The sequence below is a fragment of the Paenibacillus tundrae genome (assembly GCF_036884255.1).
In the GTDB taxonomy this organism is placed as follows: domain Bacteria; phylum Bacillota; class Bacilli; order Paenibacillales; family Paenibacillaceae; genus Paenibacillus.
Map to the genome: position 1 here is coordinate 1531922 of NZ_CP145605.1, position 12916 is coordinate 1544837.

15 protein-coding genes and 5 tRNA genes are annotated in these 12916 nt (G+C 46.7%); 8 read left to right on the plus strand and 12 right to left on the minus strand.

Annotated features, from left to right (window positions below; genetic code table 11):
• Window positions 1-56 precede the first annotated feature (56 nt).
• The 3 genes from V6W81_RS06535 to V6W81_RS06545 all read left to right on the plus strand — a co-directional run bounded on the left by V6W81_RS06535 (window position 57) and on the right by V6W81_RS06545 (window position 772).
• Complete coding sequence (locus V6W81_RS06535) at window positions 57-518, plus strand: SprT family protein (RefSeq protein ID WP_239290122.1); 462 nt, start codon at window positions 57-59, stop codon at window positions 516-518.
• A gap of 84 nt (window positions 519-602) precedes the next feature.
• Window positions 603-678: transfer RNA gene (locus V6W81_RS06540), tRNA-Asn, on the plus strand.
• Window positions 679-683: 5 nt separating this feature from the next.
• Window positions 684-772 (plus strand) — tRNA-Ser (locus V6W81_RS06545).
• 234 nt (window positions 773-1006) lie between these two features.
• Here the strand turns inward: V6W81_RS06545 and V6W81_RS06550 are convergent.
• The gene (locus V6W81_RS06550) at window positions 1007-1705 is read right to left on the minus strand and encodes an ArsR/SmtB family transcription factor (protein WP_145050490.1); all 699 of its coding nucleotides are present in this window, start codon (window positions 1703-1705) and stop codon (window positions 1007-1009) included.
• Window positions 1706-1815: 110 nt separating this feature from the next.
• On the opposite strand from V6W81_RS06550, the gene V6W81_RS06555 reads away from it, so the two are divergent.
• Window positions 1816-2553 (plus strand): flavin reductase family protein, encoded by a 738-nt coding sequence (locus V6W81_RS06555; RefSeq protein WP_338542189.1) that lies wholly within the window; start codon window positions 1816-1818, stop codon window positions 2551-2553.
• A gap of 117 nt (window positions 2554-2670) precedes the next feature.
• Here V6W81_RS06555 and V6W81_RS06560 read toward each other — a convergent pair whose 3' ends face one another.
• Both V6W81_RS06560 and V6W81_RS06565 read right to left on the minus strand, forming a co-directional pair.
• Window positions 2671-3567 carry a Cof-type HAD-IIB family hydrolase gene (locus V6W81_RS06560; RefSeq protein WP_145050494.1) on the minus strand — a complete coding sequence of 299 codons (897 nt, stop codon included), beginning with the start codon at window positions 3565-3567 and terminating at the stop codon, window positions 2671-2673.
• 4 nt (window positions 3568-3571) lie between these two features.
• The gene (locus V6W81_RS06565; RefSeq protein ID WP_145050496.1) at window positions 3572-4348 is read right to left on the minus strand and encodes a DeoR/GlpR family DNA-binding transcription regulator; all 777 of its coding nucleotides are present in this window, start codon (window positions 4346-4348) and stop codon (window positions 3572-3574) included.
• Window positions 4349-4625: 277 nt separating this feature from the next.
• Here V6W81_RS06565 and V6W81_RS06570 point away from each other — a divergent pair.
• The 4 genes from V6W81_RS06570 to V6W81_RS06585 all read left to right on the plus strand — a co-directional run bounded on the left by V6W81_RS06570 (window position 4626) and on the right by V6W81_RS06585 (window position 5569).
• A tRNA-Glu gene (locus V6W81_RS06570) sits at window positions 4626-4697 on the plus strand.
• A 92-nt stretch (window positions 4698-4789) separates the two neighbouring features.
• A tRNA-Lys gene (locus V6W81_RS06575) sits at window positions 4790-4865 on the plus strand.
• A 17-nt stretch (window positions 4866-4882) separates the two neighbouring features.
• Window positions 4883-4965, plus strand: a tRNA-Leu gene (locus V6W81_RS06580).
• A gap of 187 nt (window positions 4966-5152) precedes the next feature.
• The gene (locus V6W81_RS06585; RefSeq protein ID WP_145050499.1) at window positions 5153-5569 is read left to right on the plus strand and encodes a helix-turn-helix domain-containing protein; all 417 of its coding nucleotides are present in this window, start codon (window positions 5153-5155) and stop codon (window positions 5567-5569) included.
• A 130-nt stretch (window positions 5570-5699) separates the two neighbouring features.
• On the opposite strand, the gene V6W81_RS06590 is transcribed toward V6W81_RS06585, so the two are convergent.
• The 9 genes from V6W81_RS06590 to V6W81_RS06630 form a co-directional block, all read right to left on the minus strand.
• Window positions 5700-6461 (minus strand): urease accessory protein UreD, encoded by a 762-nt coding sequence (locus tag V6W81_RS06590; RefSeq protein WP_338542190.1) that lies wholly within the window; start codon window positions 6459-6461, stop codon window positions 5700-5702.
• 115 nt (window positions 6462-6576) lie between these two features.
• Window positions 6577-7290, minus strand: coding sequence for an urease accessory protein UreG (ureG, locus tag V6W81_RS06595; protein WP_056699622.1), 714 nt, complete (start codon window positions 7288-7290; stop codon window positions 6577-6579).
• A gap of 55 nt (window positions 7291-7345) precedes the next feature.
• On the minus strand, window positions 7346-8038 hold the full coding sequence (locus V6W81_RS06600; protein WP_338542192.1) for an urease accessory protein UreF: 693 nt from the start codon (window positions 8036-8038) through the stop codon (window positions 7346-7348).
• Between the two features lie 22 nt (window positions 8039-8060).
• A complete protein-coding gene (ureC, locus tag V6W81_RS06605; RefSeq protein WP_145050512.1) occupies window positions 8061-9779 on the minus strand; it encodes an urease subunit alpha in 1719 nt (572 codons plus the stop codon).
• Window positions 9776-10162 carry an urease subunit beta gene (locus V6W81_RS06610; RefSeq protein WP_145050515.1) on the minus strand — a complete coding sequence of 129 codons (387 nt, stop codon included), beginning with the start codon at window positions 10160-10162 and terminating at the stop codon, window positions 9776-9778. The genes ureC and V6W81_RS06610 overlap by 4 nt, the downstream gene beginning before the upstream one ends.
• 18 nt (window positions 10163-10180) lie before the next feature.
• Window positions 10181-10483, minus strand: a complete 303-nt coding sequence (locus V6W81_RS06615; RefSeq protein ID WP_145050518.1) for an urease subunit gamma — start codon at window positions 10481-10483, stop codon at window positions 10181-10183.
• Between the two features lie 343 nt (window positions 10484-10826).
• Entirely contained in the window at window positions 10827-11471 is a 645-nt protein-coding gene (locus V6W81_RS06620; protein WP_338542195.1) for a hypothetical protein, read from the minus strand.
• A 50-nt stretch (window positions 11472-11521) separates the two neighbouring features.
• On the minus strand, window positions 11522-11725 hold the full coding sequence (locus V6W81_RS06625) for a hypothetical protein (RefSeq protein WP_056699605.1): 204 nt from the start codon (window positions 11723-11725) through the stop codon (window positions 11522-11524).
• A 272-nt stretch (window positions 11726-11997) separates the two neighbouring features.
• Window positions 11998-12699 (minus strand): urease accessory protein UreF, encoded by a 702-nt coding sequence (locus tag V6W81_RS06630; protein ID WP_186381014.1) that lies wholly within the window; start codon window positions 12697-12699, stop codon window positions 11998-12000.
• Between the last annotated feature and the right edge of the window lie 217 nt (window positions 12700-12916).

A 12916-nucleotide genomic window follows, 5' to 3' on the forward strand; every position in this document is an offset into this window, starting at 1 on the left:
AACACGCATTATGCGGGAAAATCAATCGTGCAATCGGTGTGAAAGGAGAGGGATCGATGGAGAATGAAGAACTACAACAATGGATTGAACAGGTATCCTTAGATCATTTCGGGGTTCCGTTCACCCATGAGGCGTTGTTTAATCGGCGGTTAACGACTACGGGTGGACGATATATGCTTAAGAGTCATCGGATTGAGATCAATCCGCATCAGCTTGAAGTGTATGGGAGAGAAGAAGTCGAGAAGATTATTAAACATGAGCTCTGTCATTATCATCTGCATATTCGTGGACGTGGTTATCAGCACCGTGATCCTGAATTCAAGGCTTTATTACAAAAGGTTGGCGGATCTCGCTTCTGCCAGTCTCTTCCCGGCAGTAAGGGTCGGAAGCCGCTACCTTATCGTTATAAATTGGTATGTAAGAGCTGTGGTACTGAATATTTACGCAAACGAAAAGTAGACCCCAAGCGTTACCGTTGCGGACGATGTGCAGGTAAACTAAAGATGGTAGACCTGTAAGATAAACTCTTTATTAGAATGAAAATGAGTCCTGTTGACTTGGCTCTTTAATCATGATAAATTAAATTTATTCAAGATTAATATTCCCTGATAGCTCAGTTGGTAGAGCACTCGACTGTTAATCGAGTTGTCACAGGTTCGAGCCCTGTTCGGGGAGCCATTCTTGGAGAGATACCCAAGTGGCTATAAGGGGACCCTCTGCTAAGGGGTTAGGCTGCGTAAGCGGTGCGAGGGTTCGAATCCCTCTCTCTCCGTACTGAATAAACTTCCCTGCAAAGGGATGAGAACCCTAGAGGTTCGTCGAAGCATAAGCTTCGTTAGCGATACTTCACAGTCTCGAACGAAGTGAGAGTACCCCTCTCTCTCCGTTCTGAATAAAAAAACGTATAAATGTAAATCCCCACCGGATTGAGCGATAATTGCTCCAGCCGGTGGGGATTTTTTGTTGTTTCGATATGCTTCGATTACGATAACTTAAATCATCCTGTTTAAAAGGAAATGTTGAGTGCTTCGTATAGCCCTTTCTTACCTGTCTCTGTTAATTCAACGGAGCGACTTCCCTTCATTTGTCGTGTCCAGTCTAGTTGAGATAATCGACGGTTCAATTGTTCTCCGAGCAAGCCGGAAAGGTGGTGTCGTCGTTCGCTCCAATCCAGACATTTACGAGCCAGCGCACGGCGTGATCCGGGTTTGACCTGAAGCTCGATTCCAAACGAGGCAAACCAGTCGTATCCTTTCGTTGTAATCGTAAAGTCTTTGTTTTCCTCGTCTTGTGGCTCAATTAAATATCCCTCACGCAGCAAAGCCTCACACAGGGCGATTCCCAGCTTTCCAGCCAAGTGACCGTAACAAGTTCTAGCGAAGCTCAGATGACGCAGTTGATCAGATTGTTTGAGTGAACGTACTTGTACAGGAGGGGCAATGTTGGCCATGGACTCGATCAAAAAAGCAATCTCTTGATTGGCCAAACGGTAATAGCGATGTCTGCCTTGTTTCTCAACGACCAATAACCCGCCCTCGACCAATTTGCTCAGATGATTACTTGCTGTCTGGGGAGTAACTTTAGCCATATAAGCAAGTTCGCCTGCAGGTAAAGCTCGTCCATCCAGCAATGCTTCTAAGAAGATGGCGCGACTTGGATCAGCAATTAATGACGCAATAATCGTTATATTCGGATATGTACTCATACTTCGATGATACTTGAACTATAGGCGTATTACAATCGATCTGAGACGAATGCTCAGGACTACGTAAAGGGGAACTAGGTAAATGAATGGGAATAGGAGAGGGAGAATGGATGAAGCAGGAACAACCACAACTACAGCAACAATCGCAGGAACCGCAACCCAAATATGAGCGCCTTGAACAATCAAATGGAGAACAAGAACCAAGCTCCAACAACGACGTATATCCACAACATATAGGAGATACGCATGATACGGAAACGATACAACCGAGTATTTTATACTATGGTACCCCAGTGATGATGCTTAGCACGCTTAATGAGGACGGTTCGACTAATTTATCCCCGTTATCTTCTTCTTGGGCATTAGGGGATTGTCTCGTACTTGGTATCGGGATTCAAGGGAAGGCATACGAGAATTTGATACGACACCCAGAGTGTGTTGTTAACCTACCGGAAGCTTCGATGTGGAAACAAGTTGAGGTGTTGGGGAAATTCACAGGGGTAACTCCAGTACCTGAGGCCAAGCAACAGATGGGCTATACATTTTGTCAGGATAAATTTAACGCTACAGAACTTACACCTCAGAATTCAGTCGAGGTTGTGCCACAGCGAATTGCAGAATGCCCGATCCAGATTGAGGCTTCTGTCCAGCACATTCGTATTCCGGAGCATACACCCTATATGGCTATTGTGGAAGTGAAGGCGATGAAAGTTCATGCTCATTCCAAGATCATCTCAGGCACAAACAAAATTAATCCCGAGGCATGGCGACCGCTTATCTATAACTTCCGGCATTATTATGGGCTTGGAGCGAAGTGTGGAGAGAACTTCCGGGCGGACAAGGTGTAAGAGGAAGGGGAAATATCATAACCTCATACTTTGGACAAAAGTAAACAAGCACAGCCTCTTAGAAAGAGACCGTGCTAGAATTTTATATTTTGATATGCGCACACAATGAGTGAAATGTTACAGATTGCCTTCGCTAACACCTGCTGGTGGATTGATCGGCTTACCTTCAAGCACGGAATAGATAGCATGAGCTACGCCGTGCTCTACATTGGTCAATGTGATAGCTTTAGCTAGTGCTTTAATTTCCGGTTCTGCGTTGCCCATCGCGATTCCGAGCCCTGCCATTTGCAACATGGATACGTCATTGAAGTTGTCCCCGATCGAGACGGTATCTTCCATAGCAATGTTTAGGTGAGCTGCAAGCTTAGACAAGGCATTACCTTTGGATACATCAGGATGCTGCATCTCGAAGTTGTGTTCAGAAGATACAACCATCGCGACATCCGAACGTGCTGCAAAGTATTGTCTACCTTCACGTAATTGATCCGGATTCATGGAGAAGGCCATAATATTGTAGATGTGTGCTTCTGCAGGGATTTCCTGATGTGAGTTCACGCGGTGGTAATCCTTCTTGTCGTAATGCTTCTTAACAGCTCGGATGAGGCGTGCAACGTCTTCGCTAGGGCTTGCACCTAGAATGCGATCCATCTCGGCAAGCATCGCGTTATGACTGTTGATTGGAGCATAGATCCCCTGCTGCGTGGAGGCTTCATAATAGCAATCGTGATCCTCCAGCCATTGCATAACAGAGGCAGCTGTTTCGCGTTCCAATGGGAGGTGGAAGAGACGTTCTCCATTCTCATCATGGATGGTTGCGCCATTTGAACCGATAACCGGTGTTTTAATTCCTCCTTCTAGAGAAATATTAACAACATCGGAATACACGCGACCTGTTGCAATTGTCACCCGTAGACCTTCTTGCTGTGCACGGTGAATTGCGGCTGCGTTCTCAGGGCTAATCTGGCTGTCTCTGTTCAATAACGTTCCATCTAAATCTGTAGCAAACAATTTCATATACTTACAACTCCTTATCTTCTGTAGGTTCAGGAATGAGAATCTCGACTTGTTGTTCGGCTAGAAAAGTACGCCATTCCGGCGATGGCCATTGGTTCGTAATTAATATGTCTACTAGAGACCAATCGGCAAAGCGATAACCATAACGTTTGTTAAACTTAGAATGGTCTGCGAGTACAATAACTTGTTTGGCTGCTTGCATCATACGGTATTTAATCTTGCCTTCTTCTTCGGAGGCACTGAAGCCATCCATGGTAAGACCACCAATGCCGATAAAAGATTTGTCTACATAATAGTGAGAGAGGGTTTCAATCACAGGAGCGCCATAAACATAGCGTTGCTCTTTATCAACTTTACCACCAAGCAAACGAATTTCGACGGAGGCATGATTGGAGAGAAGGTCAGCTGAATGCATGGAGTTCGTAATGACAGTGCAGGATTTACCGTTGAGATTCTCGGCACAGGCTTGCACTGTAGTTGAGGCATCCAGAATGATATTCTCACCTTGACGAACGATAGCTGCAGCAAGTTTGCCAATGGCTCTTTTTTCCTCTGAGACATAGAGTAAGCGGTCTTTGTAGGATCTGAATTCTTGCGGAGGAGAGGGGAGAATCGCGCCGCCACGCGTCCGGATAATGCTATCCTGCTCTTCAAGCTTAATGAGATCTCTACGAGCGGTGTCCCGGGATACGTCAAAGAGTGAACCGATCTCCTCGACAGAGATGCGATTGTGTTTACGTAAGTGTTCTATAATAAGCTGCATGCGTTCCTCTTGAAACAAACGTGCCGCCTCCTTATACAGGGATGACCGTGTTATATATCTATATTTTTAATTATAAGTAGTTATAATGTTATTTGCAATATTATAAGTGAATATCAGTTTTTATAAGTAATTTGACGTATCTTTTACATATACAAGCGATTCTAATGACATATCTCTGAAAGGCTACTTGTTGATTTCTTTGTAGCTGAAAACTTCTTTCAAAAAAAGTGTTGCACTATTTCGAATAATCATGGTATACTCATTCTTGTCGCCAAGAAAGACAACTTGTTATTAAGGCCCGTTGGTCAAGGGGTTAAGACACCTCCCTTTCACGGAGGTAACAGGGGTTCGAATCCCCTACGGGTCATATCTTCACCACCTTTTTAATCGAAGGAAACCTCGCAAGTCATTGTTCTACGTAAGAGATGATCATGGCACATCAGGGTGAAGTTACAGCAAGAGCCATTAGCTCAGTTGGTAGAGCACCTGACTTTTAATCAGGGTGTCGAAGGTTCGAGCCCTTCATGGCTCACCATTTTTACAATTGAATATGCGGTCGTGGTGGAATGGCAGACACGCTATCTTGAGGGGGTAGTGGGCGTACGCCCGTGGAGGTTCGAGTCCTCTCGACCGCATCACAGTATTAGGAAGTAGACTCTCATGGTTATCCATGGGGGTCTATTTTTGTCTAAAAGCCAGTGATCGGATTTATCGTAGGATTAGTGGCTGAGGATTCATGGAGGTTGTGGTATAATTATGTATATTGTGTTGTCCGTGATTCATTAGGATAAGAAGATTATTATCGTTGGAAGGCGGTCCTGTATGCAGTCAATATATGAGCGAATTGAACACCTGATTGCTGAACGAGGAATGACGAAGAAGGCTTTCTGTCAACAACTGAAGATTAGTACGGGTAATTTGGGTGATTGGAAACGTGGGAAATCCACGCCGAGTACGAATAAGCTGATTGAGATCGCTGCGTTTTTTGATGTGAGTCTGGACTGGCTCATGATTGGTCGTCCGTCGAAGGAAGCGATGGTACGGGAAAAACGAGAGGATTATTTTTTTGACGTGTTGCGGCAATTGAATTGCCAAGAGAGTGAATTGACGACTGAAGAGCAGTCTTTTATTAGTGAATACATTGAGTTTACCCGCTACCGTAAATCGAAGGAGAGCCGGAATACGCAGGATTTCCGTTATGAGCAAGAACGCAAAACGGAAGAGGATGAATCGCTCTAGCTTGAGCGCTGATTTAGTCTCTGGTTCGTGATATATAGTTTCTACCTATGAGAAACTCTTGAATACCCGTTGTTATGCGGGTACTCAAGGTTTTTTTGTTGTTTCTCATAAGAAGTTGTAGATCGTATATTCATTTACGGAAGGTTAAAGCTCCGCTACCAAGTAGTTGGGGGCGGATTGTATTCCAGATGTGCAGGCATTGTTCTTGGAGCTCCCAAGCTGCGGTGCCGAGTATACGGACGCCGATCCCACCAGCGGCCAGTAGACTAGCTCCAGCCAGCATGCGTCCATCTGGAGGGAGGGCTGAACGTATGAGCTCTAACTGTGTTACCCCGAGATTGGGGGCGATCATCCACAATGCTGCGGTATGAGTGTAGTGAAGTAAGGCAGCGGATTGTCTAGGGTCGTTGACTGTTGGTTCTAATCCGAATCGATCCCAGACGGCAAGTTGTTGCCCCTGCCAAATTTCCGTTAAACTGCGATACCTATTGAATTGAAAAGCCTCTCCCCGGTGAATGCGTCCAGCTGACCATACATCCGCATAGGCAAGTATGCAATTTCCCTCTAATTCAAAGATGGCGTGAAGTGATGAAGAACTACCTTTGAACGGGATAACGCATTCGGGAAAATACTCCAGCACCGCTCCTTGCTCCAACCGGAAGTGATGGTGGATTGAAGAGGGCAGAGATGGTGTTGGGTGAAGACGAGTGGCTGACGTACTACTCAGCATCACATGAGTGTCTTGGCCTAAATGCCAGTTGGAATGATAATGATCTCCATTCAGGACGCCTGGCGAGACATCGGAGGTATAAATGCAAAGTCCATCTCTGTCGCCGGGTGAACGAAAGGAACGGCTGAATCGAAGAGGGGCACTGTAATATCGATCTGTCATGACGGTGCGCCCGCCTTGAAGGGCGAAAGTTGCCTGTAGCTCGCTGCGGCGTATCGCGGCTCCTTCAACATGAACGTCCGATTCGATTGTACCTTCTGATCGTGAGGAATTAGGGTTAATGGGTGTGGGCGGAACCATGGCCATGTGTATGTGGATGCGCAGCGGCATCGTCATCCATATATTGATGTTCAAGCCAATGAACGATCTCGGAGACACCTTCGCCACTCATTAGATTGGACATGACATAAGGGCGTCCTTCACGTACTCGCTCAGTATCTTCCTGCATGACCTGTAAGCTTGCGCCGACATAAGGCGCTAGATCGGTCTTGTTGATGAGTAGTAGATCGGAACGTGTAATTCCGGGACCTCCTTTACGAGGTAATTTCTCCCCTTGAGCAACGTCGATAATGTAGATGAAAACATCTGCTAGTTCAGGGCTGAACGCCGCGGATAGATTGTCCCCGCCGCTTTCGATAAAGATGAGTTGCAGGTCAGGGAAACGTTCAATGAGTTCGTCAACAGCTTCAAAATTCATGGAAGCATCCTCGCGGATGGCGGTGTGAGGGCATCCGCCTGTTTCGACACCGATAATACGTTCGGGTGCGAGTGCGTTTTGGCGTAATAGGATCTCGGCATCCTCTTTGGTGTAAATATCATTCGTAATCACTGCGAGACTGTAACGGGTACGCAGTGCCTTGGATAACTTCTCTACTAATGCGGTTTTGCCTGAACCTACAGGACCTCCAATTCCAATCCTCATCGGACGACTCCGGTCAAACGTTTTGCGTTCCCATTCTGGGTGATGTGTATGATCTGCTCCTCCGCACATAACAATTCCTCCTTCGTTTTTTCTTCAAGATTGAGCGTGTGTGAATGCCCTTATATCAGGACATAAACAGACGTGCGGGTAAACTTTCATGCCTCATAGCGTAGATTTCTTGCGCGATACCAAAACTATGCATGTCATCTGGATCGTCGCCGCGGACTTGGTTCCATTCAAGTTCAATGACGTCTAATAGAGTTTGGATGAGCATTTGAGCTTCGGTCTGCCCGATGGGCAGAAGGCGTAATGCACTGTTCACATAGGCATTAACGGAAGTGTAGAGATGTCCGATGACGGCTTCATCCAATCCGATATCCAACCTGTGATTAATGTAACCCTGAACGGTTGTGATCCCGCAAAAGGCACCATGCTCATGGATGGCGGTGTCGATAAGGGAAAAGTCCATCTGTGGATAGAGTGAGTGTGCTAATTTCAGTAGTCGCTTACCCATTTTATGTCCGCTTTCCCTGAGTTCGCGTGGTGTGCGTTGGGCATGAACCTGCTTGTCATACAGGGCGAGAAGGGCGGCATTCTCCTCATCTATTGCCTCGTAAACACCCTTGATCGCAAGCCCGTCGAGGCGAACAAGGCTAGCATGGAGTTGGCTACGGATGAATGTTTCGAGTTCGCTCGTTGTCCGTACGCTACCATCATGGGTGTATGCCTCCAAGCCGAATGAATGTGAGAATCCGCCGATGGGCAGAGCGGAGTCTAAGAGTTGAACGTATCGAAGTAGCTTTGTGCCACTATGCATCATGAGAAGCTCCGCCCCTTTGTCAAAACATGAAATAACGCTGAGCCATAGGTAATTCATCTGCGGGTTCACACGTAAGGAGTATGCCGTCGGCGCGCACCTCATACGTTTCGGGGTCTACCTCAATGGTGGGGGTCACATCGTTGTGAATCATGTCTTTCTTATTTACTGTGCGGCAGCCCTTCACAGGCTCGACACGCTTGTGAAGCCCGAGTTTTTCTTTGATGCCGGCATCTGCCGCGGCTTGGGAAACGAAAGTGATGGAGCCTTTGGGCAATGCGCTGCCATAAGCGCCGAACATGGGTCTGCCAAACACGGGTTGAGGTGTTGGGATTGAAGCGTTGGGATCACCCATCTGGGCAAAAGTGATCATGCCTCCCTTGATTACCATCTCGGGTTTGACGCCGAAATAGGCGGGATTCCAGAGTGTGAGATCGGCGAGTTTACCAACTTCGACGGAGCCGACGAGATGGCTGATTCCGTGAGCAATAGCTGGATTAATCGTGTATTTGGCGATATACCGCTTGATGCGATCGTTATCAGCTGGTGAACTTGGATTGATGTCCAGTTTGCCACGTTGCTTTTTCATTTTGTCTGCCGTTTGCCATGTTCGTATGATGACTTCTCCAACACGTCCCATAGCCTGGGAGTCGGAACTGATGATGCTGAATACACCAAGATCATGCAAAATATCTTCCGCGGCGATCGTCTCGGGTCGGATCCGAGAATCTGCAAAAGCAACATCCTCAGGGATAGATGGGTCTAAATGGTGGCAGACCATCAGCATATCCAAATGCTCTTCTACTGTATTTCGTGTGTAAGGTCTGGTGGGGTTAGTGGAAGAAGGAATGACATAGGATTCACCGGCTGCTCGAATAATGTCGGGTGCGTGGCCGCCGCCTGCGCCTTCTGTGTGGTAGGTGTGTATGGTACGACCGTTAATGGCTGTGAGTGTGTTCTCCAAGAATCCGGTTTCGTTCAAGGTATCAGTATGGATGGCTACCTGCACATCATGCTCGTCAGCAGCAGTCAGACAGGCATCGATTGCACTTGGGGTTGTACCCCAATCTTCATGGAGCTTGAGTCCAATTACCCCTGCTTGAATCTGTTCAATTAAAGGGGCTGTAGTGGAGCTATTTCCTTTGCCGAGAAAGCCAATATTCATAGGGAAGGCTTCTGCTGATTCCAGCATGCGATGGATGTGCCAAGCTCCTGGTGTGCAAGTTGTTGCTTTTGTTCCTGTGGCAGGCCCTGTGCCGCCGCCAATCATGGTGGTAACACCAGAAGATAATGCCGTCTGAATCTGTTGTGGACAGATAAAATGAATATGGGTATCGATCCCGCCTGCAGTTACGATCATTCCTTCGCCAGCGATGATTTCCGTGGAAGCGCCTATAATGAGTGAGGGGTCGACGCCGTCCATCGTATCGGGATTGCCGGATTTTCCTATGGCGCAGATGAGTCCATCGCGGATACCGATATCGGCTTTGACGATTCCCCAATGATCAATGATGATTGCGTTGGTGATTACAGTATCAGGGGTGCCATCACTACGAAGGGCATATGCGGATTGACCCATGCCGTCGCGGATGACTTTGCCGCCGCCGAACTTGCTCTCGTCTCCGTAGATGGCATAATCGTGTTCGATCTCAGCCCAAAGTTCTGTATCTGCTAGTCGGACGGCATCGCCGGTTGTCGGCCCGAACATGGAAGCATATTGCTCACGGCTCATTGATTTCATGGAGAATCACTCCCATCCTGCTTCAGTGGGGCAAAAGTCTTCAGGAACGTGTCTAGCTTCTGAGAATCGGGAGGGTGATCTATGGCGCCTTCGGTTAAACCGTTAAAACCATAGATTTGTCGTTTGCCGCCAAATGTCGTAAGTTCGATAGGTTTCTCCTCACCGGGCTCAAACCGAACAGCAGTACCTGCCGGGATATGCAGGCGATGTCCATAAGCCGTTATGCGATCGAATTCCAATGCAGCATTAACCTCGTAGAAATGCACGTGGGAACCGACTTGTACGGGACGATCCCCGCGGTTCAAAACAAGTAATCGCGCTGTTGGGCGATTGGGGTGACAGATGATTTCGTCCTGCTTCAAACGATATTCACCAGGAATCATGATGTTCTCCTGCCTTTCTTAGCGTATGGGCTCGTGTACGGTAACGAGCTTTGTACCATCGGGAAAAGTAGCTTCTACCTGTACCTCGGGAATCATATCCGGTACACCTTCCATGCAGTCCTCACGTTTCAAAATGGTACCGCCGTATCGCATCAATTCTGCAACACTCATTCCGTCACGCGCGCGCTCCATGAGTTCAGAGGTCAGTAGGGCGATAGCTTCGGGAACATTTAACTTAAGTCCTCGGCCTTTGCGTTCCCGGGCGAGGTTAGCGGCTACGGTAACCAGGAGTTTTTCCTTTTCCTGCTCAGTCCAGTGCAATGTAATCCGACCTTTCCCATATGAAGTCAGTCTTGATCTCTTTTGAAGACAAACGAAAGCATGTTCATCTAATATAGAATATTATGTTAAATATACTCACACAGGGTAGGTTCGTTGTCAATGGGATTTGAATAATATTGGCATTTTATATCCATTATAATGGGTTGATGTGTTATATATATTGACATTTAAGTTTGGTGCTTCTTTGAATGCCGCATTATTAGAGGCTGGGATGAGAATAAGGGAGGAGTGGGTGCTTGAGGGGTTGAAGCGTACTCTTCGGGATAGAATCGTCCGAAGGCATTCAGCCTTCGGCGCTAACAGGATTAGAGTTCATCTATCACTACCCGAGAATACCGGAATATTGTGGGTACAGTCTGCGGATGCAATCTGGGCAAATGTCATGGGTGAACTCGGCATGAGTGTGCTTTCTGAGATAACTCTCGACGGAGTTCCATGTATCCTGTTCATCCTTAATTTGTTTACATACGGCACATATAGGAAGGAGTCCGTGTAGTGTACGTACCTCAGATAATGCTTGTTGAAGTTGCTGCTCGGCTTGTTTCTGTTCTGTGACATCGGTGTGGGCGATTAAGGCGAGTTCAGAGCTACATGGTGACTCAGTTGTTGGTAAGGGAGTGAGTTCTATGCGGAACCACCTTTGTTTCGAATTGGGAAGGCGTATCGCAATGTCGTATGTATGGTTGCTGTCAAATGGTGTTCGGATGTTTTTGAGTCGCTGGATCGTCTTATTGCTCTGATGATCTCGCTCAGGTGACGTCCATGCCTCTAGTAGATTGAGGTAAGGCAGTGTGCCGGATTCGGAATAAAAGAACGCTGGTAAGTGTGTAAAGTTGTACGTTTGACCAAGTCCTTGTCGCCAAGCGTTGTTGCAGCTACGAATGATCCAGTTGTTATCTACGATAATGAGTTGGTGGCGCATAAATTGATAAGATAGTTTCTCTAGATCGGTTGTTAAGTACCGCATTGGTCGAAACCCTCCTTATGTTCATTTGGCGAATGAGGCATGGTGATCTGCTAACGGAGATCGTCTGGAATTTGTAAAATATCTGCGACCTGATTCCGGAATCGGGTAGCCTTGCGTGTGCCGTGAATTAGGTTGGATAGACGGTATGGTGGGATGTCGTGTTGTTCGCAAAAGGTCTTCTGATCCATCTGGAGTTCGGTTAAACGGCGTTTGATGGCCCATCCGAATGGGGTCACGGGTTTCTTTTTGTTCAAAAGGGTTCACCCCTAGGTTAAAAGTAGTATTCAGTCGCTCCTACTTCGGGTAGAATGTAGGGAGATGCGCGCTGTATATTTCATTATATACGTTATTACGTCATGTAACAATTAAAAAAGACGGAAATAAGTGTATTTTATGATTTAAAATGACGTAAATTCGCAAATTCATCCATAAATGAATAACAACAAAAACACGCCAGCAAAGGAGTTGCGGCGTGTTTTTGTTCAATTGGAGAGGTATGTGTTGCGGGAGGATTCGTGGCACGCAGCTATGCTTTGAATGCATGTAACCCTGCGCCAAGCATGTGGAAGCTTGGGAATAGTGACTTCATAGACGTCGCTGTTGCTTGTGCTGGTTCATCCGCAACGGAGGCGCTGACGGTATTCCATTCATGCTCCAGGTCTGTGGTTAGGTGAACCAGCAGTTCCTGTATGTTTTGACGATCAAGGGGGATGGCTTTCGAGGCTTCCGTTATGCATGCGTTTGAGGCTGAGTGGAGATAACCGAGAACCGCCTCCTCGACGGGGATATCGAGGTAGTGGTTAATCCAGGCGTGAACAGTGGATAGGCATCCAACTGAATTATAGGTGGACAGGGTGTGCTCGAGTTTTCTAAAGTCGATCCAGGGATGGAGGGCTTGAGCGAGCTTGATTAACCGTTTGCCCATAGCAGAGGAGTGTTCCCTGAGATCTGGAGGGGTTCGCTGAACGTGGACTAGTTTGTCAATAAGAGCTGTTCGCCATGTGTCCTTCTGATCCGCTGCACTGTAGATGCCCTTAATCGCCATTCCTTCCAGGCGCACAATGCTCGGATGTAATTGACAACGCATGAATGATTCCAGGTCTGCTACGTTGCGGATTGAACCTTCTGCTATAAGTGCATCCATGCCGAATGAATGAGTGAACCCTCCGACTTGAATAGAGGAATCAAGCAGTTTGACATAATCGAGCAGCTTATTCCCACGGTTCACGATCTTTCGCCTCCTATGTTCGTTAAATGTTATTATATATAACATTTTATTTCGTTTTGAAGCTGTTTATGAGTTTGAATCCGAATTATATGATATATATATTCACATAATTATCCGCTTTTTGTCAATTAAATCTTGTTAATTTTGTTTTATTTTCTTTATATGTTATTTAAAATAACGTACTGAGTTATATATTGGAGTGTGTGTGATAATCTTG

Bases quoted from the DNA above. Each gene is read 5' to 3' on its own strand.
- V6W81_RS06585 (WP_145050499.1), top strand. From the start codon at position 5,153: ATGCAGTCAATATATGAGCGAATTGAACACCTGATTGCTGAACGAGGA.
- V6W81_RS06560 (WP_145050494.1), bottom strand. From the start codon at position 3,567: ATGAAATTGTTTGCTACAGATTTAGATGGAACGTTATTGAACAGAGAC.
- ureG (WP_056699622.1), bottom strand. From the start codon at position 7,290: ATGTGCGGAGGAGCAGATCATACACATCACCCAGAATGGGAACGCAAA.
- V6W81_RS06600 (WP_338542192.1), bottom strand. From the start codon at position 8,038: ATGCATAGTGGCACAAAGCTACTTCGATACGTTCAACTCTTAGACTCC.
- V6W81_RS06550 (WP_145050490.1), bottom strand. From the start codon at position 1,705: ATGAGTACATATCCGAATATAACGATTATTGCGTCATTAATTGCTGAT.
- V6W81_RS06555 (WP_338542189.1), top strand. From the start codon at position 1,816: ATGAAGCAGGAACAACCACAACTACAGCAACAATCGCAGGAACCGCAA.
- ureC (WP_145050512.1), bottom strand. From the start codon at position 9,779: ATGAAATCAATGAGCCGTGAGCAATATGCTTCCATGTTCGGGCCGACA.
- V6W81_RS06610 (WP_145050515.1), bottom strand. From the start codon at position 10,162: ATGATTCCTGGTGAATATCGTTTGAAGCAGGACGAAATCATCTGTCAC.
- V6W81_RS06620 (WP_338542195.1), bottom strand. From the start codon at position 11,471: ATGCGGTACTTAACAACCGATCTAGAGAAACTATCTTATCAATTTATG.
- V6W81_RS06535 (WP_239290122.1), top strand. From the start codon at position 57: ATGGAGAATGAAGAACTACAACAATGGATTGAACAGGTATCCTTAGAT.
- V6W81_RS06590 (WP_338542190.1), bottom strand. From the start codon at position 6,461: ATGACAGATCGATATTACAGTGCCCCTCTTCGATTCAGCCGTTCCTTT.